This window comes from Actinokineospora sp. HUAS TT18 (assembly GCF_051364635.1).
Classification (GTDB): domain Bacteria; phylum Actinomycetota; class Actinomycetes; order Mycobacteriales; family Pseudonocardiaceae; genus Actinokineospora.
On sequence record NZ_CP195645.1, the window covers coordinates 5,770,030 to 5,793,763 of the forward strand.

The following is a 23,734-nucleotide window of genomic DNA, read 5'->3' on the forward strand; positions in this document are numbered from 1 at the left end:
GCCGGGCTTTGTCATCCCAGGCACACATTCGACGGCCGTACCCTGCCGACCGTGCATCCCACCTACGAGTTCCCCACCTATCGGCTCCGCTGGCCGTACGTGCTCCTGATGGCCGCCGGGATCGGCGCCGTGACCACCGCGCTGACGTGGGTGGCAGTCCTGCTCACAGTTGGGCCGTCCACGCCGGTGACGGCGGGCCTCGTCGGCGGTGCGGTGGCCTCCACCGCTGTCGTCGCGGGCCTGTTCCGGCAGGCCACCATGGAAGTCCGCCCTGAAGGGATCGTGCAAGTCAGCAGGGGTGTGGAGGTCTCGGTCGCCTGGTCGGACCTGGAACGCGAGCAGGTGGGCGGCATCGGTCCGGTGCGCTGGGACGAGATCGTGTTCCGGTCGTCCACCATCCGGCCTCTCCCGCCACGCAAGTCCGTCCCCGCCTCGACGCTGCGGATGGCGAAGTGGCGGGACCTGGATCGGCGAGTCCCGGTCTCCCTCTTCATCGAGGACTGGCGGGCGACGGAACTGGGCCACTACGTGGCGAAACTCCGTGGGTAGGCTCCCGGTCGTGCCTATCAGCTACCGGATCCGCTGGGCAGCCGCGCTTCCGCGCCTCCTACCGACCGCCCTCGCCGCCCTGGTCGGCGTCGTCGCGGTGAGTTACCTGATCGACTTTCTGTTCAATCGCGGGATCAGTCACGAGGGGCCGCTGACTCGCGGTCTCATCTTCGGCCCCGCGCTCGCGATACTCCTGATCCTCCAGGTGCGCCGCAACGTCCTCTCGCTTGTCCCGGACGCGATCGAGGTCGCGCGGGACGCGGTGGTCATCGGATTCCGGTGGGTCGACTTCGCCGGGGTCACGGTCGAGAACGGCAAGGAGTGCCTGACGTTCCGGCAGAGCTTCATCCGCCCCGGCTCAACCCGCAAGATTCCGCCGATGGTCGAGCGCCGCCTGCGCAAGGAAGGCGCCGACCGGAAGATCGTCATCGGCAACTACCTGGTCGACTGGCAGAACAGCCCGGTCGGCGACATGGTTCGGCAGTACTCGTCGTGACCGGTCGACTGGTCCTTGCGGCCACGCCCCTGGGCGACGCACGGGACGCCTCGCCCCGGCTTGTCGAGGCCTTTGGGGCCGCCGAGGTCATCGCCGCCGAGGACACCAGGCGGACGCGCAACCTGATCAGCGCCCTCGGGGTGACGCCGACCGGGCGGATCGTCAGCTTCTACGACGCCGTGGAGACCAGTCGGATCGCGGGGCTGGTGGAGGCCATCGAGCAGGGGCAGACCGTCCTGCTGGTCACCGACGCCGGTATGCCCAGCGTCTCCGATCCGGGATATCGGCTGGTCGCGGCCTGTGTCGAGGCCGATCTGGCCATCACCTGCCTGCCCGGCCCCTCCGCCGTCACCACCGCGCTGGCCCTCTCCGGCCTGCCCTGCGACCGCTTCTGCTTCGAGGGTTTCGCCCCCCGCAAACCGGGCGAACGCCGCAAATGGCTCACCGCCCTCGCCGGGGAGCCCCGCACCGCCGTCTTCTTCGAGTCGCCGCACCGGATCGCGAGTCTGCTCGCCGACGCCGCCGAGGTGCTCGGCCCGACCCGGCGGGCCGCGGTGTGCCGGGAACTCACCAAGACCTACGAGGAAGTCCGCCGCGGGGGCCTCGCTGAGCTGGCCGCCTGGGCGGAGGAGGGCGTGCGCGGCGAGATCACCGTGGTCCTCGAAGGCGCCGAACCGGCCGCCGCCCCCGACCTGGACACGCTGGTCGAGCGCGTCCAGGCCAGGGTCGCGGCGGGGGAGCGGCTCAAGGCGGCGGCCGCGGAGGTCGCCGCCCAGGCCGGGGTTAGCAAGAAGGCGCTCTACGACGCCGTGGTGAGCAACTAGGCGTTCTCGCGCTGGAACGTGCGCACGCCCCAGAACACGCCGAGCACGGTCATCCCGAACAGCACCAGCGAGCCCGTGAGCAGTGCGTCGGTGGTGAAGTCGCCGCGGAACGACGCGCGTTCGGCGTCCACGACGTGGGTGAACGGGTTCCACCGCGACACGTTGTAGAGCCAGTCCGGCGCCAGGCCCTGGGTGATCGGGATGAAGATGCCCGACAGCAGCAGGATCGGCATGAGCACCGTGTTCAGGATCGCCGGGAACGCGTTCTCGTCCTTGATCCGCAGCGCCAGCGCGTAGGAGCAGGACGACAAGGTCACCGACATCAGTCCGACGATCAGCAGCGTCAGCAGGATCGCGCCGAAGGACGCCTTCAGGTCGAACACCAGGTACGCCAGGATGATGATCAGGATCGCCTGGACCACCGTCTGCAGCGCGTCCCGCAGGACCCGGCCCATCAGCAGCGCCATCCGGCTGACCGGCGTCACCCGCAGCCGCTCGACCACGCCCGTGCGCAGCTCCGCCAGCAGCGCGAAGCCGACGAACGAGCTGCCGAACAGGGCGATCTGGATGATCAGCGCGGGCGTCAGGATCTGCCACGCCGTGCCGGGCGGGAACCCGGGCGTGTTCTCGGTGATCGACTCCAGCAGCGGACCGAAGAAGAAGAGGTACAGCACGGGCTGCATCAGCCCGATCATGATCCACGCCGGGTTGCGCAGCGCGAGGACCATGTCGCGGCGGAAGATCAGCCAGATGTCACGCGGCATCGGTGGGCTCCTTCTCGTCGCCAAGCTCCGCGTCGCGCAGGCTGCGGCCGGTCAGGGTGAGGAAGACGTCGTCCAGCGTCGGCTGGAGCACCTGCAGCGACGTGGTGGCGATGCCCGCGGCGTCGAGCGCGCGCAGCAGCTCGGGCAGGGCGAGGTCGCCGCGCGGCACGCGGAACTCGACTGACGCGTCGCCGCCGCGCACCTCGGTGGCACCGGAGATGCGCTCGGCGATGGCCGTGGTCTTGGCGACCTCCACCGCGTCGACGCCGACGGTGACCAGGTCGCCGGACACCTTGGCCTTCAGCGCGGCCGGGCTGCCCTCGGCGACGATCGAGCCGTTGTCGATCACCAGGATGCGGTCGCACAGCGCGTCCGCCTCGTCGAGGTAGTGCGTGGTGAGGAAGACCGTCGTGCCGTGGTCGGCGCGCAGGGACCGGATGTGGGTCCACAGGTTGGCGCGGCTCTGCGGGTCGAGCGCGGCCGTCGGCTCGTCGAGGAAGACGAGCTTCGGGTCGTGCACCAGGCCCAGCGCCACGTCCAGCCGCCGCCGCTGGCCGCCGGACAGCGTTTTGACCAGCCGCTGGTCGAGCCCGGCGAGGTCGAGCCGCTCGGCGAGCACGGCCGACCGGGCGCGCGCGTCGGCCTTGGACAGCCCGTAGAGCCTGCCCTGCAGTTCCAGCTCCTCGATGACCTTCGACTCCGGCGTGCCGCCGGTCGCCTGGGCGACGTAGCCGATCTTGCGGCGCACACCCACTGGGTCGCTGGTCAGGTCGCTGCCCGCGACGGTCGCGGTGCCCGCGGTCGGCTTGAGCAGTGTCGTCAGCATGCGCAGGGTCGTCGTCTTCCCGGCGCCGTTCGGGCCGAGGAATCCCACCAGTTCCCCGGCCGCGACGTCGAGGTCCACCCCCCGCACGGCTTCCACGGTTCGGCCCCGCGTCCGGAAGGTCCGGGCGAGGCCTCTTGCCTCGATCATGGTGCCCCCACTAGTCAAGTTTGATTACTCGATCGAACGAAGGATGCCTCAGTCGCAGAAGCTAGTCAAACTTGAATACTCGCCAAGCTTGTAGGTCCCGGACTCGATCTTCCCGAGCAGCTCGGTCGCCCAGGCCAGTTCGGCGGCCACCTGCCCCAGCCACAGGTTGGCCTGCTCGACGACGTGCGGCGGGGTGTCCGGGTCCGGCGCCGCGCGCCATTGCTGGAGGCCCACCAGGTCCGCCTCCAGCCGCAGGATCCGCTCGCGGACCATGGCCGCGGCCTCGTCCTGGCTCAACACCGGCAGCATCGCGATCGCGGCGTTGAGCATCCACGGGTCGCGGGTGTGCCGCAGGCCCTCGCGGACCAGCCTGCGCAGCTCGACCGTCCCCGCCTCGGTGATCCGGTAGACCGTGCGCTCCGGGCCCGCCGCGCCCGGCTCGGCGTGCGGCTCGTCGATCAGCTTGTCGGCCGCGGCCTTCCTGATCGCGTGGTAGATCGAACCCGGCTTGATCCGGGCCCACTCCTCGGCCCGCCAGCTCACCAACTCGGTCCGGACCTGGTACCCGTGGGCACCGCCAGCCAGCTGGATCACCCCTAGGACGAGCATCCGTGTGGCCGACATGTGTCCTCCGTGCACCCGCTCAAACCGACCTCCGTAGGCTAAGCCGTCATGAGCGCCCCCGTGTTGACCGCGGTGGCCTGGCCTTACGCCAACGGCCCCCGCCATATCGGTCACGTCTCCGGATTCGGTGTCCCTTCGGACGTCTTCTCCCGCTACATGCGAATGTCCGGTCACCGGGTGCTCATGGTCAGCGGGACCGACGAGCACGGGACCCCGATCTCGGTCCAGGCCGACAAAGAGAACCTGACCACCCGCGAGCTGGCGGACAAGTACAACCGGGTCATCGCCGAGGACCTCCAGGGTCTCGGCCTGTCCTACGACCTGTTCACCCGCACCACCACCGGCAACCACTACAAGGTCGTCCAGGAGCTGTTCCTCGCGCTCTGGCGCAACGGCTACGTGCAGGCCAAGACCCAGATGGGCGCGATCAGCCCGTCGACCGGCCGCACCCTGCCCGACCGCTACATCGAGGGCACCTGCCCCATCTGCGGGTACGACGGCGCCCGCGGCGACCAGTGCGACAACTGCGGCAACCAGCTCGACCCGATCGACCTGAAGAACCCGCGCTCGAAGATCAACGGCGAGACGCCGAAGTTCGTCGAGACCGAGCACCTGTTCCTCGACCTGCCGTCGTTCTCCGAGGCACTGGGTTCGTGGCTGTCCACTCGGACCGAGTGGCGCCCCAACGTGCTCAAGTTCAGCGAGAACCTGCTCAAGGACATGCGCCCCCGCGCGATCACCCGCGACATCGACTGGGGCGTCCCCGTCCCGCTCGACGGGTGGCGCGACGCGCCGATGAAGAAGTTCTACGTGTGGTTCGACGCGGTGATCGGCTACTTGTCGGCCAGCGTCGAGTGGGCCCGCCGCACCGGCGACGCCGACGCGTGGAAGGAGTTCTGGACCGACCCGGCCCAGGGCTACTACTTCATGGGCAAGGACAACATCGTCTTCCACTCGCTGATCTGGCCCTCGCTGCTGCTCGGCCAGAACGGCGCGGGCGACAAGGGCGGGACAGAGGGCGCGTTCGGCAAGCTCAACCTGCCGACCGAGGTCGTCTCCAGCGAGTTCCTGACCATGAGCGGCTCCAAGTTCTCCACCTCGCGCGGCACCGTCATCTATGTGCGGGACTTCCTCAAGGAGTTCGGCCCCGACACGCTGCGCTACTTCATCTCGGTGGCGGGGCCGGAGAACCAGGACACCGACTTCACCTGGGACGAGTTCGTCCGCCGCACCAACTTCGAGCTGGCCAACGAGTGGGGCAACCTGGTCAACCGGTCGATCTCGATGGCGCACAAGAACGTCGGGGCCATCCCGGCACCGACCGCGCCGACCGCGGCCGACGCCGAGCTGAAGGCGCTGGTGCGCAAGGCATTCGACACCGTCGGCGACAACCTGCGCCGCTCGCGGTTCAAGGCCGCCGCGACCGAGGCGATGCGGGTGGTCGGCGCGGCGAACAAGTACCTGTCCGACGAGGAACCCTGGAAGCGCAAGGACGACCCGGCGCGCCGCGACACCATCCTGCACACCGCGCTGCAGGTCGTGTCCGACGCGAACACGCTGCTCACGCCGTTCCTGCCGCACTCGGCGCAGAAGGTGCACGAGGCGCTGGGCGGCAAGGGCGTCTGGGCGTCGCAGCCTGAGTTGCGCGAGGTCAGCGACCTCGACGACCCGAGCCGCCAGTACCCGGTGCTGACCGGTGACTACGCCGGTGACCAGGCGAAGTGGGAGTCGGTGGACATCGAGGTCGGCAGGCCGCTGGAGAAGCCGACGCCGCTGTTCCCCAAGCTCGACCCGGAACTCGGCGAGACGGGTCCGGAGTGGGCACCGATCAGTAAATGACACAGCAAGTGACGCTCTTCTGATGGCGGGCAAAGGTGAGAAGCCACCGCTGCCGGAACCCCTTCCGGCAGCGGTGGTCGACGCCCACACCCACCTCGATGCCTGTGGTGCCAAGGATTCCGCGGCCGTCGCCGAGATCCTCGACCGCGCGTCGTCGGTGGGTGTGACCCGCGTGATCACCGTCGCCGACGACCTCGACTCCGCGGTGTGGGCCGCCGAGGCGTCCACTTGGGACGATCGACTCTTCGCCGCCGTCGCCGTCCACCCCACCAGGACCACCAGCTTCGGCGACGCGGAGAAGGCGGTGCTGGAGGACCTCGCCCGGCGGCCCCGCGTCGTCGCGGTCGGTGAGACCGGCCTCGACTACTACTGGGACTACTCGACGCCCGAGGCGCAGGACGCGGCGTTCCGGTGGCACATCGACCTCGCCAAGCGCGTCGGCAAGCCGCTGATGATCCACGACCGAGACGCGCACGAGGACATCCTGCGGGTACTGACTGAAGAAGGATCACCTGAAACGGTGGTCTTTCACTGTTTTTCGGGTGATCTCGACTTCGCCCGCCGCTGCGTCGACCGCGGCTACGTGCTCTCCTTCGCCGGTCCGGTGACGTTCCGCAACGCGAAAGACCTGCGGGAAGCAGCCGCTTTCGTGCCCGCTGACCAGTTGCTCGTCGAGACCGACGCGCCTTTCCTTACCCCGCACCCGTTTCGTGGGCGGCCGAACGAGTCGTACGCGGTCGCCTACACCGTGCGGGATCTCGCGGCCCTGCGCGGCGTCGATGTGGCGGACCTCGCAAACTCCGTGTCGCGGACCGCGGAACGCGTGTTTTCGTTGCCCCCTGTGACGTCAGACCTTCCACCCCGTGAGGGGTTGGTATGAACGGGGGAGTGAATTACTCCACCGGTGGTGTGACAGGGTTCACGACATCGCCGGATGTGTTTGCGCAACCCTCCCGCTCTCGTTACTGTCCCGTGACCGATCGAGTCGAGGCGCACCCGCCTCGGCTACCCGGAGCCTCGAAGCGTGGGGAACATGGCTCCCGCCTCCTGGAGGAACAGCTCTCGTGAGTGGTAAACAGGCAGACGGCTTCGCCGACACCGACTGGTTCACGCCCGTCAACGTCGGCGCCGCGACCCTTGATGACGACTTCAAGGCGTGGCGGTCGGAGTTCCCGGCATACGACTACGACTCCGGGTACTCGTCGTCTCTGAGCATCACCGACCAAGACGTCCGCCACGCTCTCGGCCCGCAGGCCGACGAGATCATGGAACACGCGGGCGTCGACGTAGACGAGCTGATCAGGCTCATCAACGCCGAGACCACGGTCCTGCCGGTCATCCCGGACGAGATCTCGTCCGCCCCGCAGCCGCTCAAGGTCGGCACCGACGAGCCCGCGCCGGGTCTCGTCGCCGCGGTCCGCCGCTGGAAGTCCTCGTTCCTCAAGGCCACCATCGCCGCCGTGCTCGTCAGCCTCATCGGCGGCGGCGCCGCGGCGATCGCGATGAACAACTCCGTGACCGTCGACATCGACGGCCAGGCCCACCGGGTCAACACCTACGCCGACACCGTCGGCGAGGTCCTGGAGGAAGAGGGCATCACCGTCGGCGCGCACGACGCCGTGAGCCCCTCCCCGGCCGCCGAGATCGGCGACGACGGCCACATCGTCCTGCAGCGCGGCCGCGAACTGCACATGACCGTCGACGGCGAGAAGCGCGACGCGTGGGTCCGCGCGACGAACCTCGGCGAGGCGTTGAGACAGGCCAACGCTCCCGTCCAGGGCGCGTGGATGTCGATGGGCGGCGACGCGAATGTCCCGCTGGAAGGTCTGTCGGTCGAGATCAAGACCGCCAAGCAGATCACCCTTTTCGACGGCGGCAACGCCCCCGCCCCGATCACCACCAACGCGGTGACGGTGCAGGAACTGCTCGACCAGCTCAAGCTCACCATCGGTCCGCAGGACTCGATCACCCCCGGCGGCGACCTCAAGATCACCAACGGTGCCGAGGTCCGCATCTCCCGCACCGGCGTCACGGTCGTCAACCAGACCGAGCCGGTCGCGCCCCCGGTGCAGAAGGTCGAAGACCCGGAGATGGACAAGGGCAAGGAGGTCGTCCTCGACCCCGGCGCCCCCGGCGAGCGCATCGCGACCTACCGGATCACCCAGAAGAACGGCAAAGAGGTCAAGCGCGAGGAAATCGGCGCGAAGGTGACCCTGGAGCCCAAGCCGAAGATCGTGAAGATCGGCACCAAGAAGCCCCCGGTGCCCGTGATCTCCGACGGCGAGGTCTGGGACCGGCTCGCGTACTGCGAGGCCACCGGCAACTGGGCCATCAACACCGGCAACGGCTACTACGGCGGCCTCCAGTTCAACAAGAGCACCTGGGACTCCAACGGCGGCGGCCAGTACGCCGCGTACCCGCACCAGGCCACCCGCGAGCAGCAGATCGCCATCGCGACCAAGGTCCGCGACGCCCGCGGCGGCTACAGCGCCTGGCCCGGCTGCGCCCGCAAGCTCGGCCTGCCCACCTGATTCGTGTGATCAGAGCGGCCACCCCGTCCTCGGGGTGGCCGCTTCGCGTTTATCTGGTCGCGGCGGCGGGCGCGAATCGCGCGTCGTCCTTCCCGACGATCAAGATCGCCGCTCCGCCCCCGATCATCAGCGCCGCGGCTACCACCGCGGCCAGTACCTGACGCATCTGCTTCTCCTCTCCCCACCACCCAGCGTGCCCCGCTCCCACCTGCGCCGACGTCGGTCCCAGGTCGCGTCCTGAACGCGCGGCGTCATACCTGAGGAGTAGGCCAGCCCTTAGGGCCGACCCCGAGGCCGTACTCTCTGTGGGTGACCGGTCCTGCTCTGCTCGGCCCTGCTGACGTCCGCAAGCTCGCAGGCGACCTCGACGTCCGCCCGACCAAGAAGCTCGGCCAGAACTTCGTGCACGACCCCAACACGGTCCGCCGGATCGTCACCGCGGCGCACCTGGCCGAGGACGACATCGTCCTGGAGGTCGGCCCCGGCCTCGGCTCGCTGACCCTGGCCCTGCTCCCGGCCTGCAAGCAGCTCCTGGCCGTCGAGATCGACCCGGTGCTGGCCGCGCGGCTTCCCACGACGGTCCAGGAGCGTGCGCCGGAGCTGGCGAGCCGCCTGCACGTGTTGGAAGCCGACGCCATGCGGGTCAAGGCCGACCAGCTCGCCGCCGCGCCGACCGCGCTCGTGGCGAACCTGCCCTACAACGTGGCCGTGCCGGTCGTGCTGCACCTGCTGGCCGAGCTGCCGAGCCTTCGGACCGTGCTCGTCATGGTCCAGGCCGAGGTAGCCGACCGGATGGCCGCCGGACCCGGCTCCAAGGTCTACGGCGTGCCCAGCGTCAAGGTCGCCTGGTACTCCGAGGCGAAGCGGGTCGCGACCGTGCCGCGCGCGGTCTTCTGGCCGGTCCCCAACGTCGACTCCGCGCTCGTCCTCATGACCCGCCGCGACAGCCCCGACGCGAACCGCGCCGAGGTGTTCGCCGTCGTCGACGCCGCCTTCGCCCAGCGCCGCAAGACGCTGCGGGCGGCGCTGGCGGGATGGGCCGGATCAGCGGCTCAGGCGGAGCAGATCCTGATCAAGGCCGGAGTCGATCCCGGCCTGCGCGGTGAGCAGCTCACCGTCGATGCGTTCGTCCGGATAGCCCAACAGCGCTGATTCGTGAGCACTCCGAGAGTGTGACGTTGGGAACGCAGGCCATCTACCTGCGGTTGGCGGCTTGCGCACAGGCCACCCCATCGGGTCTACTCGTTATGCATCCATCCCGAGCGGCCGAGAGATCTGGCTCGAAGACGCCGCAGCAACCACCCACCATTGGGCAGGTGCTACCGCCAGGAGCGATGGAGGAACACCGATGGGCATTCTGACGAGCAGGCGGGTCATAGACCACTGCAGGCGAACGGCGATGGCGTGTCGCCGAATGCGCGTATCCAGTTGATCTGCGCGTAGTTCCCCTCTTCCTGCATCCAGCCCCAGCAAGGTCCGCGACGGACCTGCCGGAGGGCTGCCGTCACGCCGCGTTGGAGTCAAACATCATGATCACGGTCGAGAACCTCACCAAGTCCTTCTGGGGCGACACCGGTCCGGTCGTCGCGCTCGAGAACGTCACCCTGGAGGTGCCCGCGGGCACCATCACCGGCGTGGTCGGCCCCGCCGGTTCCGGCAAGTCCACCCTCGCCCGCCTCATCTCCCTCCAGGATCGCCCGGACAGCGGCGTCATCCGCGTCGAGGGCTACAACACCGCAGCCCTGGACCCGCGCAGGCTGCGCGCCGCCCGCCGCCGCATCGGCGTCATCCAGCACGGCGACCTGCTGCCGCAGCGCACCGCGGCGGGCAACATCGCGATCCCGCTGGAGCAGGCGGGCCTCGACGGCCCGCAGCGCCGCGAGCGGGTCGGCAAGCTGCTCGACCTGATCGGCCTCACCGACAAGGCCGCCGCCTACCCCGACGCCCTCACCGACGGCCAGCGCGCCCGCGTGTCTGTGGCCAAGGCCCTCGTCGGCGACCCCGGCCTGCTGCTGGCCGACGACCCGACCAAGGACCTCGACGCCGACGCCACCGCCGGGGTGCTCGCCGTCCTCGACCGCGCCCGCGCCGAGCTGGGCTCGACCGTGCTGATCGCCACCAGCGACACCGCCGTTGTCCGCCGCATCGCCGACGACGTCGCGCTGCTGGAGGCGGGCAAGGTGCAGGAGAGCGGCCAGCTGCTCGCGCTCATCCAGGACCCGGCCAGCCGCATCGCGCAGACGCTGCTGCCGGAGATCGAGGTTCCCGTCGGACCGCGGCACGACCGGCAGGCCGAGGTCATCCTCGTCGGCTACGCGACCGTCGGCGCCCTGCTGCCGGAGGCCACGTCCCGCTTCGGCACTCCGATCTCCGTCGTCGGCGGTGGCCTTACCCGCATCGGCGAGACCCCCGTCGCCCGCTTCCTGGTCGGCGTGGACGGCCCCCGCGCCGACGCCGCCCTTGGCTGGATCGCCGAGCGCGGCGGCCTGGTCCGCCAGACCGGCGTCGAGACCCCTCGGCTCCAGGCCGCCTGACCCTCGCGGGTGGGGGCCGGGACCACCGGCCCCTACCGCGGGCAATCACCGATGACGGCTCACCGTAGGCTTGGACGCGTGCTCGCCGTCGTTCCCCCACCGGTCACGGTCCGTGTGCCTTCCAAGGTGAACCTCCACCTTGCGGTTGGCGATGTCCGCAAAGACGGCTACCACGAACTGGCCACGATCTTCCAAGCCCTGTCGCTGACCGACGAGGTCACCGTCGCCATCGCCGACGAACCGGGCGTCGAGGTCCACGGCGAGGGCGCCGACGCCGTCCCGACGGGCGCGTCGAACCTGGCGTGGCGCGCGGTCCAGGAGCTGGCCAGGCACGTCGGCCGCGACCCGGACGAGCCGAAGATCCGCGTGGTAATCCGCAAGGGCATCCCCGTTTCGGGCGGCATGGCGGGCGGCAGCGCGGACGCGGCGGCGACCTTGGTCGGCCTGGCGGCGTTGTGGCGCTTGGAGATCACTCGGGACGAACTGGCGACGATCTCGGCCCGGCTGGGCAGCGATGTCCCGTTCACGCTGTATGGCGGGACGGCTCTGGGGACTGGCCGCGGGGAGCAGTTGGTCCCGGTGTTGTCGCGGCACACGTACCACTGGGTGCTGGCGTTCGACCGCCGCGGCTTGTCGACCCCGAAGGTCTTCGCCGAGCTGGACCGCTTGCGCGAGGAGGGCGACCCGCCGCGAATCGGGGCGGTGGAGCCGGTCCTGGAAGCTCTCGCCACAGGTGACCCGCGCCAACTGGCTTTGCTGCTGGGGAACGACTTGCAGGCCGCTTCGGTGTCGCTGCGCCCCGGCCTCCGCCGGACGTTGCGTGCGGGCGTGAGCGCGGGCGCACTGGCCGGAACCGTCTCGGGCTCCGGCCCAACTTGCGCTTTCCTTTGCGCCGACGCGGATTCAGCCCTGCGCGTGGCGGCGGAGCTGGCTGGAGCGGGGGTATGCCGCACAGTCCGCGTAGCCCACGGCCCAGTCCCCGGCGCCCGCGTCATCGGCGGCGAGGAAACACCACGACCGACGCCTCCCCATGTACATGCCTAGGTGTGCGTCACCTCGCCAGGCCTACCAAACGAGATCAATCAACCAGGTAGATCACTACCGGACTGCTCCGGCACCGATAGCAGATTGGCGCCGCACTTACGTTTGTGCGATTGACTCCAGATTGAACGCAGGGCCTGGTGTGCCCGGCTTCCAGCCCTGTGCCACCGCAAGGCGGATCGCTGCGGCTACCTCAGCAGGCCGCACCGCACCGCTCGGCAGCCCTAGCCAGTTGCCGGGATGTGCGCACGGCAGGGATACGACTAGCACCGCACCGCCGTGATCGGCGTGCTCGGCCACGAATGTCAACGGCGACCAGCCGTTGGCTTGGCAATAAGTCGGCTTGCGGCGCACCGACCACCGGAAGGCCACATCGTCAACCACGATGCGACGGGCACCCTTCTTGGTCAGCGTCACCGACCTAATACTCCCAGTGCCAGCCCGGCACATCGTCAGGCATGTTGTGCGGCCGGTATTCGAGGGTCCCGTGCTCACTGCTGGAGTCGATCAACACGACCCCGTAGTACCCAGCGTCAGCGAGATAGAAGTCGTCCGGCAGATACCGGTGCGTCGGCAGGCAGGACGTGAAGATGCCACGCCCAGTGACCTTGCCCTCCCCGTCCTTCGTCGCGAAGTCGGTCGCCGACATCCACCAGCCCTGGTTCGGCTGGTAGTCCTGCGTCGTCTGCAGCACGATCGTCGCGGCCAGGTAGTGCCCGTTGTTCGGCTTGAGGCTGCCGGGTTCTGTGCACTCGACAGGTTTGACACTGTCGAGCCAGAGGGTGGCGAGCGTGGGGCTGCCCGCGGAGCGGATGACGATCTGCCTGCCGATGTCGGCGGCCTGGGTGGCATCGGTCCCGCTCTGTTCTTTGGAACAAGCGGTGACACTCAGGACCAGTGCCGCGATGACGGCGAAGATCCGGATGCCGGGGCGAGCAAGCGACATTTCACCTCCCGGTCGTGGGGTTAAGTCGTAAATATAGGCGTTGTGTTACCTGGTCAAACCACTTGCACAGAGCGTGCTCGGTCGGTCGCTCCGGGATTGGGACCAGCGTTCAATTCGGAGGGAGCAGAACCAACAAATCAGCGGTGAGCGTAGTGAGTTCTATGGGTGAGTGTCTGGGGTCTACCTCGACGCACCTCGCGGGCATCGGACGCACCCTTGAAGACGTTAGGTCACTGCTGTCGTGCCTGATGTTCCTGTTCCACCTCGGGGGGCTCGCCATGAAAGGACCGCATGCGCAACCCCCGCTTACTCCTCGTCCTACTCACGTCGCTTTCCGTCGTTGCCGGGTGTACCCCGGTGTCGGGTGGCGGACGGGTGTCCAATGGCTCCACGTGTGTTGACTACACCTACGCGAACGTGGCTCCTCCGACGGCCACCACGGTGGTCCCGGTCACCATCTGGCCGTGTTCGTCTGGCCCAACCGGCACGACCACAACGGCTTCTCCCACAGTCACTACGACTACGGTCCCCCCGACGACCACGGCGTCCACAACAACCGCTGCGCCGACCACGTCGACACCAGCTCCACCGGCTGGCGGGTGGGCGAACGTCGACAACACCGGGCCGCGTGTCACCGCCAGTCCGGGCCAGACCTGCGGCGCGATCTCCACCAACGGCGCGAGCCTGGCGGGTAAGACCTGCGTCGACTTCGTCCGTGTGTCGGGTGACGACGTCACGATCCGCGACACACGCTTCCTCAACGGGCTGATCGTGGAAGCGCCCGCTGAGCGTGTCACGATCGAATTCAGTGAGATCCAGAGTGGCCTGTCCATTGCTTCTGTGCGCGGCGTCGTGGTCCGCAACACCGATATCTGGGGCGGCCGCGATCTCGTCCACGTCACCGGCGACCGCGGGTTCCGCGTCTCCGATGTCCTGTTCGACACCGTGTGGGCTCACAACCCGGCGTTGTGCGGTGGCTGCCACACCGACGGGATGCAGGTACGCGGTGTGAACAACATGACCGTGCGCAACTCGACATTCGACATGGGCCCGGACTGGCACGAGTCGCTGAACGCCGCGCTGTTCTTCGAGAACGCCAACGGCGGCAACACCAACGTGGTCCTCACCGGCAACCACCTGGACGGGGTCGCCGGATACACCCTTCGTGTCGGAACCGGAGACCACAGCGGTCTCGTCCTCACGGGCAACCGGTTCGGCCCAGACGAACCGCACTGGGGCGGCGAGTGTCTATTCGTCTCCGTCACCCCAACCAAGGCCACGGACAACCTTCGTCTCGCCGACGGCAAGCAGGCTAGAGGCTGCCCGATCGTCAGCCCGTGACAAGCGGTCCGGCCGCGTCCAGGCGAACCGGGCTGGGGCGCGGCCGGACCTACGCGCTAGGCAGTGAGGCGTCGATCCTCGGACGAGAAGCGAACGCTTGCGGTCGGCGGTGACGAGCGTCGGGTGGATGGTTGCGATAATGGCCGAGATACGGCGGGGTACGGCGTCTTCTTGATCTTTGGTCTCGGGGTCACTATCCCATATCCGTCCCACGTCATCGGCGAAAGTGTTGGTAATGGCCAACCTGGTCAACCTGGAAAACGTCAGCAAGAGCTTCGGCGTCCGGCCGCTGCTCGACTCGGTCTCCCTCGGTGTCGCCCGGGGTGACCGGATCGGAGTCGTCGGGCTCAACGGCGGCGGTAAGACGACGCTGCTCGAAGTGCTCGCCGGGCTCGAGCCTGCCGACGACGGGCGGGTCAGCCGGGTCCGTGACCTGCGGATGGCCGTGGTCACGCAGCGCACCGAGCTCGCCAAGGACTCCACGGTCCGGCACGCCGTCTTGGAGCCGCTCGGCATCACCGAGGAGCACCAGTGGGCGGCCGACAGCCGGGCTCGTTCCATTTTGGAGGGCCTGGAGATCACCACCCTCGGCCTCGACAGCCCGGTCGACACGATGTCCGGTGGCGAGCGCCGCCGTGTCGCGCTGGCCGCGGCCCTGGTGCAGGAGCTCGACCTGATCGTCCTCGACGAGCCCACCAACCACCTCGACGTCGAAGGTGTGCGCTGGCTGGCCGACCACCTGCTGACCCGGGGAACAGCCCTCGTCGTCGTCACACACGACCGGTGGTTCCTCGACACCGTCTGCACCCGCACGTGGGAGGTCGTCAACGGCCAGGTCGAGCAGTACGACGGCGGCTACGCCGACTGGATCTACGCGCGCGCCGAGCGGGGGCGTCTGGCCGACACGCTGGAGGAGAAGCGGCGCAACCTGGCCAAGAAGGAACTGGCCTGGCTTCGCCGCGGTGCTCCGGCCCGCACGTCGAAGCCGAAATACCGCATCGAGGCAGCCGAGGCGCTGATCTCCGATGTCCCGCCGCCGCGTGACGGGGTCGAGTTGCTGGCCTTCGCCAAGCGCAGGCTCGGGCGCACCGTATTGGAACTGGAGGACGTGTCGATCTCGGCGGGTCCCAAGCCGATCCTCGACCACGAGACCTACCGCATCGGCCCGGGCGACCGGGTCGGCTTGGTCGGCGTCAACGGCTCCGGCAAGACGACGCTGCTCAAGCTGCTGGCGGGCGACACCGAGCCGACCACCGGCAAGCGCATCCAGGGCCAGACGGTCCGCATCGCCCACCTGACCCAGGAGCTGCGCGAGCTGCCCCCGCAGCAGCGGGTGCTGGAAGCCGTCGAGGAGGTCGCGCGCCGGGTGACGCTGGGCAAGCTGGAGCTGTCGGCGTCGCAGTTGGCCGAGCGGTTCGGGTTCCCCGCCAACAAGCAGTGGACCCCGATCAGCGACCTGTCCGGCGGCGAGCGGCGCCGACTGCAGCTGGCGCGGCTGCTGATGGCCGAGCCGAACGTGCTGCTGCTCGACGAGCCGACGAACGACCTGGACATCGACACCCTCCAGCAGTTGGAGGACCTGCTCGACTCGTGGCCGGGCACCATCGTCGTGGTCTCCCACGACCGGTACCTGGTCGAGCGCGTGTGCGACTCGGTCGTCGCGCTGTTCGGCGATGGCAAGGTGACCCCGCTGATCGGCGGCATCGAGGAGTACCTGGAGCGCAGGCTCGCCGCCATCGCCGCCGAGCCCGTGGTCAGGAAGGCCAGTGAGCCGACCGCGAAGTCCGTCAGCGCCGCCGAGCGCCGAGCCGCGCAGAAGGAGCTGGCGAAGCTGGAACGCCAGATGACCCAGCTCAGCGACAAGGAGACCAAGCTGCACGCGGCGCTGGCCGAGGCCGCGACCGACGCGACGAAGCTCCTGGAACTCGACGCGGAGCTGCGCAAGGTCGTCGCGGACAAAGATGAGGTCGAATCACGATGGATGGAAGTCGCCGATCTGGCTGAGTAGGAGCAACTAGGCTCGTACTCATGAGTCGGTTCGTAGACATGATGGTCGCCACCGCGACGACGCGGGGCGCGGCGCGGGGGATCACCACCGGGGAGCCCAAGGCGCCGGTCCGCCACACCTGGGCGCAGGTGCACGAGCAGGCCCGCAAGATGGCGGGCGCGCTCATCGAGGGCGGCCTGGCCAAGCACGGCGCCGTCGCTGTCCTCGCCGCGGAGCCGGTGACGATCGCGCCCGCCGTGCAGGCGGTCTGGCTGGCCGGTGGCAGCGTGACGATGCTGCACCAGCCGACTCCGCGTACCGACCTCGCCGAGTGGGCCGAGGACACCGTCCGGGTGCTGGGCATGATCGGGTCGAAGCTCGTCCTGCTCGGCTCCCCGTTCGACGCGCTGGCCCCCGTGCTGGACCAGCACGGCATCGGCTACCTGCGGCTTTCCGACCTCGCCGAGGGCAAGCCGCTGGCCGACGTGGTCGAGGTCGACGAGGACGCGCCCGCGCTGCTGCAGCTCACCAGCGGTTCGACGGCCGACCCGAAGGCCGTGCGGATCACCCACGGCAACCTGTTCTCGAACCTGACCGCGATGGCCGAGGCGTCCGAGTTGGACGTCGACAACGACATCATGGTGTCCTGGCTGCCGCTGTTCCACGACATGGGGATGGTCGGCTTCCTGACCGTACCGATGACCGTGGGCCTGGAGCTGGTCAAGGTCACCCCGGTCGACTTCCTCACCGGCCCGCTGCTCTGGGCCGACCTGATCTCCCGCCACCGCGGCACGATCACCGCCGCGCCCAACTTCGCCTACGCGCTGCTCGGCCGCAGACTGTCCGGTGTGGACGAAGAGGGCAAGTACGACCTGTCGTCGCTTCGGTTGGCGCTCAACGGAGCCGAGCCGATCGATGAGAAGGCCGTGTCGGCGTTCACCAATGAGGGCGCGCGGTTCGGTCTGCGGCCGGAGTGTGTGTTCCCCGCCTACGGCATGGCCGAGGCGACGCTGGCTGTGTCGTTCGCCCCGCTGTTCACCGGGCTGACCCTGGACTACATCGACGCCGACAAGCTGGAGGCGGAGAACCGCGCGGTGCCGGTCGAGCCGGGGCCGGGTGTCCGGTCGTTCGCCGTGCTGGGCAAGCCTTTGCGCGACATCGAAGCGGTGATCGTCGACGACAAGGGCAACGTCCTCGGCGAGCGTGAGGTCGGCGAGATCCGGCTGCGCGGCGCGGCCGTGACCCCCGGCTACCTGACCGTCGACGGTCCACTCGCGACACAGGACGAGGAGGGCTGGCTGTCGACCGGCGACCTCGGCTACCTGGTCGACGGGCAAATCGTGATCTGCGGTCGCCGCAAGGACGTCATCATCCTGGCGGGCCGCAACATCTACCCGACCGACATCGAGCGCGCGGCGACCACTGTGGACGGTGTGCGCGCCGGAAACGCCGTGGCGGTGCGGATCGACGCGGGCTCGCGGCGCGAGCGGTTCGCCGTGGTCGTCGAGTCCAAGTTCGCGGGCGACGCGGACGCGGAGAAGCGGCTGAAGAAGGAGGTCGGCGCGCGCGTGTTCGAGTCGGTCAACGCGCGCCCGACCTCGGTGGTCGTGCTGCCCCCGGGAACCCTGCCGAAGACGCCGTCCGGCAAGCTCCGCCGCGCCGCGGCGGGGGAGCAGCTGGCCACCGCGATCAAGGAAGCCGCCGACTAGCTCTCGCGGTGGCGAAGCTCCTTGACCCACACGTCGATGAGCGCGTCGACCGCGGCCGGGTGGTAGCCCTGCCCGGCGAAGAACGTCAGCGTCATGCGGAAGCCTGCGATCTCGGCCGCGGTCGGCCTGCCGTCGTAGTTCGTGGCCGCGTGGAACAGCGCGCGGGCCAGCCGCTCGACGTCGCCCGGGCGGTAGCCCCGCACCCCGGGCGGCGCGGGCGGCAGCGGCAGGAACAGCACGTCCCCACCCGGCGTGACCCGCTCGTCGACCGGTTCACCCGCCACGGGTGCCTGCGGCCGACGCGGCGGCTCAGGCGCGCGCTCGGGTGCCTGGTGCCTGCTCACCGGCGGTGCGGCTGCCTGAACCGGGGGGATCTCCTCGGTGTTCGGGTCGACCGAGGCGGCCAAAGTGGACAGCGTGGCCACGACCTGGTCGAGGAACGCGTCCACCTGGTCCTCGTTGTAACCCCGCTTCACCAGCGGCGCCGCGTCGAACACCACGGAGCGCACGTCGGCCGCCGTCAGCGGGTCGTTGCCCGCCAGCGCGTTCTCGATCCGGTCGAGGAAGTCGTCGACCTGGTTCTCGTTGTAGCCGCGTTTGCCGAAGGGGGCCTTGTCGAAGGTGACCGTGCGCACGGTCTCGGGGCTCAGCGACATCTCATGCTCCCTCAGGATGCGTGGAATGCGTTCTGTGCGGCTTCCAGGCCCTGGCTGACCAGGGCTTCCACCGCGTCGGCACAGCGATCGATCTCGAAGGCCAGCTCTTTGCGCTCGGCCGGGGCGAAGTCGCGCAGCACGTAGTCGGCCGGGTCCATGCGGCCCGGCGGCCTGCCGATGCCGAAGCGGACCCGGTGGTAGTCCTTGCTGCCGAGCGACTTGGTGATCGAGCGCAGGCCGTTGTGGCCGTTCTCCCCGCCGCCCAGCTTGAGCCGCACAGCGCCGAAGGGCAGGTCCAGCTCGTCGTGGATCACGATGAGGTTCTCCTGCGGGGCCTTGAAGAACTTCGCCGCGCCCACGACCGGGCCGCCGGAGAGGTTCATGTACGAGCGCGGCTTGACCAGCACGACCCGCGTGTTCGCGAGCCTGCCCTCCAGCACGTCCGCGCCCGACTTGTGGCCCTTGAACTTGCCGCCCACCCTGGCCGCGAGCTCGTCGGCGACCAGGAATCCGATGTTGTGCCGGTTGCCCTCGTACTGCGGCCCGGGGTTGCCCAAGCCGACGACGATCATCGGCGCGTCGGTCATCTCAGCTCCTGTAACCGCCGGTGCCCCGGCCCAGCGTTACTGGACCGGGGCACCGGGATGATCAGCGGAGGGGTGCTCAGCCCTCGTCGCCCTCGGACTCCTCGGCGGCGGCCGGGGCCTCGGTGCCGTCGGCGTCCATCTGCTCGGCGGTCGGCGCCGCGTTCACCGCGACGACCAGGGCCTCCGGGTCGGTGACCAGGGTCGCGCCCTTGGGCAGCGCGATGGCGCCCGCCAGGATCTGGGTACCGGCCTCCGCGCCCTCGATGGAGAACTCGATGCCTTCGGGGATGTGCAGCGCCTCGACCTCGATCTGCAGGGCAGACAGGTCGTGGGTGACCAGGGTGCCGGAGGCGGGGTCGCCGGTGATGGTCAGCGGGACGTCGACGGTCACCTTCTCACCGCGCTTCACCAGCAGCAGGTCCACGTGCTCGATGTAGTTCTTGAGCGGGTGGGTGGTGATGGTCTTGGTCAGCGCCAGCTCGGCACCGTCGCCGAAGTTCAGCGTCAGCACCGCGTTGCTGCCGTGCTCACGAACGGCGCGCGCGAACTCCAGCGCGGGCAGCGCCAGGTGCTTGGGGTCGGAACCGTGTCCGTAGAGCACGGCGGGAATCTTGCCTGCGCGACGGGTGCGGCGCGCTGCGCCCTTGCCGAACTCCGTGCGCTGCTCGGCGGCCAGACGTACCTCGGACACGGTGGTGCTCTCCTTGCTGATCATGATGCGGCGGGGGCGCGACTTCTCAGTCGGGGCGGCAGCCTGCGGCGTGGGGCGCGGAGAGCATGAATACGCGTACGGTCGAAACCGCCACGTCGATCACGCCAGGCGCGATGCCCGCCTCGCCGAGGCAACCCGGATAGTTTACGCAAAGCCCACGACCCGGTCGAACCGGGGTCATTTCCTGGCGGCCAAGATCCCCCCGAGCAGTCCGGGAAAGAGCGCGTCGAGATCGTCCCGGCGCAGCGACGTGATCCGCGAGGTGCCCGAGGGGACGGTCCGGGTGACGCCCGCTTCGCGAAGGATCCGCAGGTGGTGGGTCCTGGTGGACTTGCTGATGGGCAGCTCGATCGTCCCGCAGGCCACGCCCTTGTCGAGTTTCGCCAGCTCACGGACCATGTGCAGGCGCATCGGGTCGGCGAGGGCGTGCAGGACCGCCTCGATCCGGATCTCGTCCCGATCGGGATGGGGGACTTCTTCTGTCATGGCGTGATGGTACGAATTTCATCGAACAACGGCCAATCTCGTAGTACGTTCGACATCGAACAACCGCCGATTCTGGGAGCCGCATGTCCTCCGCACGGACCTACCTGCTGGCCGGTGGGGCCTTCGCCGTCGGCACCAGCGGGTACATCGTCTCCGGCGTCCTGCCCGCGGTGAGCGAGGAGTTGCAGGTCTCGCAGACCACAGCGGGCCAGCTCATCACAGCCTTCGCGCTGTCGTACGCCATCAGCGCGCCCCTGCTCGCGGCGTTCACGGGCCGGTGGGACCGCCGGAAACTCCTGGTCACAGCCCTGGGCGTCAGCGCGTTGGGCAACGCGCTGTCGGCCGTCGCGCCCACGTACACGCTGTTGCTGCTCTCGCGGGTCATCAGCGCCCTGGGCGCCGCGGTGTTCACCCCCGCGGCGACTCTCGTCGCCACCGAGCTGAACCCGCCCGAGCAGCGCGGCCGGGCCGTGGCGACGGTGTTCAGCGGCTTGACGTTCGCGCTGATCCTGGGTGTGCCCGCGGGGAGCCTGCTCGGCGGGGTCTTGGGCTTCCGCGAGGTGTTCGCCCTGGTCACGGCCGTCACGGTGCTGGCGGCTGTCGGGGTGCTGGTCTATGTGCCCAAGGTCGCGCCGCCGCCGGTGGTGGGGATGCGCGAGCGGTTCGCGGTAGCTGGAGACCCCACGGTGCTGCTGGTCCTGGCGATGAGCGTGCTGGGCGTGCTGTCAGCGTTCAGCGTCTACACCTACATCGCCCCGTTCCTGGCCGAGGCGGCTGGCGCGCACGGGGTGACGGTGAGCCTGCTGCTGTTCGCGTACGGCGTCGGCGGGGCCATCGGCAACTCGCTGGGCGGGCGGCTGACGGATCGTTTCGGCAGCATCAAGCCACTCATGGTGATCTTCGGCGTGGTCATCACCCTCCTGGTGACCCTGCCGCTGACGGCGACGACGGTGGCCGGGGCGGCGGTGGCGATGTTCCTTTGGGGAATGTCGACGTGGTCGGTGAACCCGCCCATCCAGAATTGGCTGATCGAATTGGCCCCGGTGAACAGCGGACTACTGCTTTCACTGAACGCCTCAGCGATCTACCTGGGCGCCGGTTTGTCGGGCGTCTTCGGCGGAATCGTGATCGACACGGTCGGCGTGATGTCCCTGCCGCCGTTGGCCGGAATCCTGGCGGCGGCGTCGATCGTGATGGCGGTGCTCGCGGCCCGCAGGCACCGGGCGAAGGTCGCGGAGCCGGAACTGGTCGCTACTCGCTGACTCTTCGGAGGTCCACCCAGCGAAGGTGATCGGGAGTCCATCGGCCAGGCGGGATCGCGGCCAATAGCGGAGTGACGAACGAAGCGGCCAGGCCCGCGGCTTCGTCGAGGGTCCGTTGGTGCTCCAGTCCCACGACGTCCTTCGCATCGCGGGCATAACCCGCGCGCCAGGTCCCGACGTTCGGCACACGGAACTCGCTGGGCAGGACCAAGTCGTTTCCACGCTGGACCCGGCGGGCGGCTTCGGCGTGCAGCGCAATGTGCATGGTGGCGCCGTCGATGGTTTCGCTCAGCACGATCAGCAGTAGGTCGACCAGGTCGTGATACCTCGATGAGGGGATCGCGTCGGCGCCGTGGCGCTCGTACATGGCGCAGATCTTGTCCGCGATGTGGTCGACGATCGGATACAACTGGACATCCGGCCACTGGCCGCCGTCCAAGCCGGGTACGCAGGACCGCAGGGCACGGGTGGTGGGTTGTCCGAAAGGTGCGTCGCCCACGACGAGGTCGACGCTGATCGTGTTCAGTGCGGTGCGTCCGTAATGCGGTGTGAAGCGGATACGGCGGGCATGTCCGCCTTTGGTTATTGATCCTGTGTCGCGATGGAGATAGCTCAGGTGGTCGCCGAGGTCGAGGTCGGCGGCCGCGCGAAGGATCGCGGTCGCCTCATCGATATCGGCGCTGGCGGATGGCAGGTGGAGGAGATCGAGGTCTCGGGTGTGGCGGGCCTGCGGGTAGCGGCGCAGGAGGGCTTGGCCGCCTTTGACAAGCCAGCTACCCGGATCGTGGGTGGCCAAGCGGGCGAGCAACCGGTCATAGAGGTAGCGCTCGATCAGCGTCACGCTGTTCTGCCCGCTGACGCGGGCGTGATTCCTGGCTAGCTGGTTGAGCTGCCGCCTCGCCGCGGCCGGTGAATCCATTACGCCGGGTCCCCGTCTTCAGGTGTCGCCGTGGATCGCGCGGCCTCCGCGAGTGCCGCGTACATGATGCTCGGTGACCGATCGGTTTGTGACGCCGCCAGAGCACGCCGCAAGTCTGACGTGCGTACGACCCCACCGGGAGCGACGAGATCGGCGAGGCTGAATCCGGCCTGTACGAGCAGATACTCGATCAGTGCCCGGCCATCCCCTTGCGGCACGCCGTATCGACGTGCGTATCTCCCCGCTTCGCTTGCGGTGTCGTCGAGGTCGACCAGGCCGCGGTGCGCCGCGTGATAGATCATCGTGCCGACGTGGCTGCCTGCTATGTGGTCGGCGAGGTGGTCGAGGATGGTGCGCAGCACGGTTGTCACGGGTAGGCCGTCGATGAGCGCCACATCGTCTTGGGTCAGCTCCGCGCGACGCAGGTGCACATCCTGTTCCCGAGTCGCGCGCCGCCGGGGGACGGTGATCTCGACGATGTCGGCTCGCAGGTCACCGATGTCGTGGATCAGGGCCGCTGAGCTGTGGGAGATCACGCCGCCGTTCGGGTCCGGAACCGGACGGTCCCAGGCTGGAACCCTTGGGTTCAGTCCGAGCCAAACGGCTTTCGCCTGAACGTGCGCGGGCATGGTCGCCGATGTGGCGAGGTAGCAGCCGCGACGAACTCGTTCAAGCAGACCCGCCTCGACAGCGCGCTGCAGAGTCACGCCGTCCACGCCTACCGCCTTGGCTTGGGCCGCGGTGATCAGGCCCCATTGGTCGGTGGCGTGGTCAGCCATGGCTCGAACCGCGCGCGCAAGCTCCACCTCACGAGTATCGCACAGCGAGGGCAACGTTAGTAACGTTCAGATGTTACTAACGTTGTATTTGGCTGTCCGGCGAAGTCAAGCGTTTCAGGTGCTGAAATTACCCATCCGGTTGTGACGGTTGCGGATTGTGAGCGAAATGGTGTCA

General features: G+C 68.8%; 25 protein-coding genes and 1 riboswitch. Of the genes, 13 read left to right on the forward strand and 12 right to left on the reverse strand.

The genetic code is table 11. From position 1 onward, the window contains the following. The first annotated feature begins 51 nt into the window (after positions 1-51). From ACSHT8_RS26745 to rsmI, 3 genes are read left to right on the forward strand one after another with little or no spacing between them, the layout of a single operon-like run. Complete coding sequence (locus tag ACSHT8_RS26745; protein ID WP_436493657.1) at positions 52-549, forward strand: hypothetical protein; 498 nt, start codon at positions 52-54, stop codon at positions 547-549. Positions 550-559: 10 nt separating this feature from the next. Next, on the forward strand, positions 560-1,045 hold the full coding sequence (locus ACSHT8_RS26750) for a hypothetical protein (RefSeq protein ID WP_436493658.1): 486 nt from the start codon (positions 560-562) through the stop codon (positions 1,043-1,045). Next, positions 1,042-1,869: a 16S rRNA (cytidine(1402)-2'-O)-methyltransferase gene (gene rsmI / locus ACSHT8_RS26755; RefSeq protein ID WP_436493659.1), complete on the forward strand. Its 828-nt coding sequence runs from the start codon at positions 1,042-1,044 to the stop codon at positions 1,867-1,869. Before ACSHT8_RS26750 ends, rsmI begins: the two co-directional genes overlap by 4 nt. Here the strand turns inward: rsmI and ACSHT8_RS26760 are convergent. The 3 genes from ACSHT8_RS26760 to ACSHT8_RS26770 are packed head-to-tail and all read right to left on the reverse strand — an operon-like array spanning position 1,866 to position 4,230. Continuing rightward, on the reverse strand, positions 1,866-2,633 hold the full coding sequence (locus tag ACSHT8_RS26760; protein ID WP_436493660.1) for an ABC transporter permease: 768 nt from the start codon (positions 2,631-2,633) through the stop codon (positions 1,866-1,868). The two genes, rsmI and ACSHT8_RS26760, sit on opposite strands and share 4 nt — an antisense overlap. Then, positions 2,623-3,606, reverse strand: coding sequence for an ATP-binding cassette domain-containing protein (locus ACSHT8_RS26765; protein WP_436493661.1), 984 nt, complete (start codon positions 3,604-3,606; stop codon positions 2,623-2,625). Before ACSHT8_RS26765 ends, ACSHT8_RS26760 begins: the two co-directional genes overlap by 11 nt. Positions 3,607-3,654: 48 nt before the next feature. After that, the gene (locus ACSHT8_RS26770) at positions 3,655-4,230 is read right to left on the reverse strand and encodes a PadR family transcriptional regulator (RefSeq protein WP_436493662.1); all 576 of its coding nucleotides are present in this window, start codon (positions 4,228-4,230) and stop codon (positions 3,655-3,657) included. A 48-nt stretch (positions 4,231-4,278) separates the two neighbouring features. On the opposite strand from ACSHT8_RS26770, the gene metG reads away from it, so the two are divergent. From metG to ACSHT8_RS26800, 6 genes are all read left to right on the forward strand, one after another. After that, positions 4,279-6,069, forward strand: coding sequence for a methionine--tRNA ligase (metG, locus tag ACSHT8_RS26775; RefSeq protein ID WP_436493663.1), 1,791 nt, complete (start codon positions 4,279-4,281; stop codon positions 6,067-6,069). A gap of 22 nt (positions 6,070-6,091) precedes the next feature. Then, positions 6,092-6,949, forward strand: a complete 858-nt coding sequence (locus tag ACSHT8_RS26780) for a TatD family hydrolase (RefSeq protein WP_436493664.1) — start codon at positions 6,092-6,094, stop codon at positions 6,947-6,949. Between the two features lie 184 nt (positions 6,950-7,133). Continuing rightward, on the forward strand, positions 7,134-8,600 hold the full coding sequence (locus ACSHT8_RS26785) for a transglycosylase family protein (protein WP_436493665.1): 1,467 nt from the start codon (positions 7,134-7,136) through the stop codon (positions 8,598-8,600). 309 nt (positions 8,601-8,909) lie between these two features. Further along, entirely contained in the window at positions 8,910-9,752 is an 843-nt protein-coding gene (gene rsmA / locus ACSHT8_RS26790; RefSeq protein WP_436493666.1) for a 16S rRNA (adenine(1518)-N(6)/adenine(1519)-N(6))-dimethyltransferase RsmA, read from the forward strand. A gap of 98 nt (positions 9,753-9,850) precedes the next feature. Continuing rightward, a riboswitch (SAM riboswitch) is annotated at positions 9,851-9,941 on the forward strand. 188 nt (positions 9,942-10,129) lie between these two features. Beyond that, a complete protein-coding gene (locus ACSHT8_RS26795; RefSeq protein ID WP_436493667.1) occupies positions 10,130-11,134 on the forward strand; it encodes a methionine ABC transporter ATP-binding protein in 1,005 nt (334 codons plus the stop codon). 51 nt (positions 11,135-11,185) lie between these two features. Beyond that, on the forward strand, positions 11,186-12,178 hold the full coding sequence (locus ACSHT8_RS26800; protein WP_436493668.1) for a 4-(cytidine 5'-diphospho)-2-C-methyl-D-erythritol kinase: 993 nt from the start codon (positions 11,186-11,188) through the stop codon (positions 12,176-12,178). Positions 12,179-12,274: 96 nt separating this feature from the next. Here the strand turns inward: ACSHT8_RS26800 and ACSHT8_RS26805 are convergent, their stop codons facing one another. The 3 genes from ACSHT8_RS26805 to ACSHT8_RS26815 form a co-directional block, all read right to left on the reverse strand. Further along, entirely contained in the window at positions 12,275-12,592 is a 318-nt protein-coding gene (locus ACSHT8_RS26805; protein WP_436493669.1) for a hypothetical protein, read from the reverse strand. Positions 12,593-12,596: 4 nt separating this feature from the next. Next, a complete protein-coding gene (locus ACSHT8_RS26810; RefSeq protein ID WP_436493670.1) occupies positions 12,597-13,121 on the reverse strand; it encodes a hypothetical protein in 525 nt (174 codons plus the stop codon). A gap of 407 nt (positions 13,122-13,528) precedes the next feature. Then, the gene (locus tag ACSHT8_RS26815) at positions 13,529-13,795 is read right to left on the reverse strand and encodes a hypothetical protein (protein WP_436493671.1); all 267 of its coding nucleotides are present in this window, start codon (positions 13,793-13,795) and stop codon (positions 13,529-13,531) included. A gap of 43 nt (positions 13,796-13,838) precedes the next feature. Here ACSHT8_RS26815 and ACSHT8_RS26820 point away from each other — a divergent pair, with 43 nt between their 5' ends. The 3 genes from ACSHT8_RS26820 to ACSHT8_RS26830 all read left to right on the forward strand — a co-directional run bounded on the left by ACSHT8_RS26820 (position 13,839) and on the right by ACSHT8_RS26830 (position 18,158). Continuing rightward, complete coding sequence (locus ACSHT8_RS26820) at positions 13,839-14,462, forward strand: hypothetical protein (RefSeq protein ID WP_436493672.1); 624 nt, start codon at positions 13,839-13,841, stop codon at positions 14,460-14,462. Positions 14,463-14,697: 235 nt separating this feature from the next. After that, positions 14,698-16,470: an ABC-F family ATP-binding cassette domain-containing protein gene (locus tag ACSHT8_RS26825; protein WP_436493673.1), complete on the forward strand. Its 1,773-nt coding sequence runs from the start codon at positions 14,698-14,700 to the stop codon at positions 16,468-16,470. A 20-nt stretch (positions 16,471-16,490) separates the two neighbouring features. Then, positions 16,491-18,158 carry a fatty acyl-AMP ligase gene (locus ACSHT8_RS26830; RefSeq protein ID WP_436493674.1) on the forward strand — a complete coding sequence of 556 codons (1,668 nt, stop codon included), beginning with the start codon at positions 16,491-16,493 and terminating at the stop codon, positions 18,156-18,158. Here ACSHT8_RS26830 and ACSHT8_RS26835 read toward each other — a convergent pair. From ACSHT8_RS26835 to ACSHT8_RS26850, 4 genes are all read right to left on the reverse strand, one after another. Then, entirely contained in the window at positions 18,155-18,814 is a 660-nt protein-coding gene (locus tag ACSHT8_RS26835; RefSeq protein WP_436493675.1) for a DivIVA domain-containing protein, read from the reverse strand. The genes ACSHT8_RS26830 and ACSHT8_RS26835 overlap by 4 nt on opposite strands. Positions 18,815-18,825: 11 nt before the next feature. Next, on the reverse strand, positions 18,826-19,401 hold the full coding sequence (gene pth / locus ACSHT8_RS26840) for an aminoacyl-tRNA hydrolase (RefSeq protein WP_436493676.1): 576 nt from the start codon (positions 19,399-19,401) through the stop codon (positions 18,826-18,828). A gap of 76 nt (positions 19,402-19,477) precedes the next feature. Next, the gene (locus ACSHT8_RS26845) at positions 19,478-20,092 is read right to left on the reverse strand and encodes a 50S ribosomal protein L25/general stress protein Ctc (RefSeq protein WP_436493677.1); all 615 of its coding nucleotides are present in this window, start codon (positions 20,090-20,092) and stop codon (positions 19,478-19,480) included. Positions 20,093-20,290: 198 nt separating this feature from the next. After that, positions 20,291-20,599, reverse strand: coding sequence for an ArsR/SmtB family transcription factor (locus tag ACSHT8_RS26850; protein WP_436493678.1), 309 nt, complete (start codon positions 20,597-20,599; stop codon positions 20,291-20,293). 83 nt (positions 20,600-20,682) lie between these two features. Here ACSHT8_RS26850 and ACSHT8_RS26855 point away from each other — a divergent pair, with 83 nt between their 5' ends. After that, on the forward strand, positions 20,683-21,861 hold the full coding sequence (locus tag ACSHT8_RS26855) for an MFS transporter (protein WP_436493679.1): 1,179 nt from the start codon (positions 20,683-20,685) through the stop codon (positions 21,859-21,861). Here the strand turns inward: ACSHT8_RS26855 and ACSHT8_RS26860 are convergent. Both ACSHT8_RS26860 and ACSHT8_RS26865 read right to left on the reverse strand, forming a co-directional pair. Continuing rightward, positions 21,851-22,702 carry a nucleotidyl transferase AbiEii/AbiGii toxin family protein gene (locus tag ACSHT8_RS26860; RefSeq protein WP_436493680.1) on the reverse strand — a complete coding sequence of 284 codons (852 nt, stop codon included), beginning with the start codon at positions 22,700-22,702 and terminating at the stop codon, positions 21,851-21,853. The two genes, ACSHT8_RS26855 and ACSHT8_RS26860, sit on opposite strands and share 11 nt — an antisense overlap. A gap of 77 nt (positions 22,703-22,779) precedes the next feature. Next, positions 22,780-23,559, reverse strand: a complete 780-nt coding sequence (locus tag ACSHT8_RS26865; RefSeq protein WP_436493681.1) for a type IV toxin-antitoxin system AbiEi family antitoxin domain-containing protein — start codon at positions 23,557-23,559, stop codon at positions 22,780-22,782. Between the last annotated feature and the right edge of the window lie 175 nt (positions 23,560-23,734).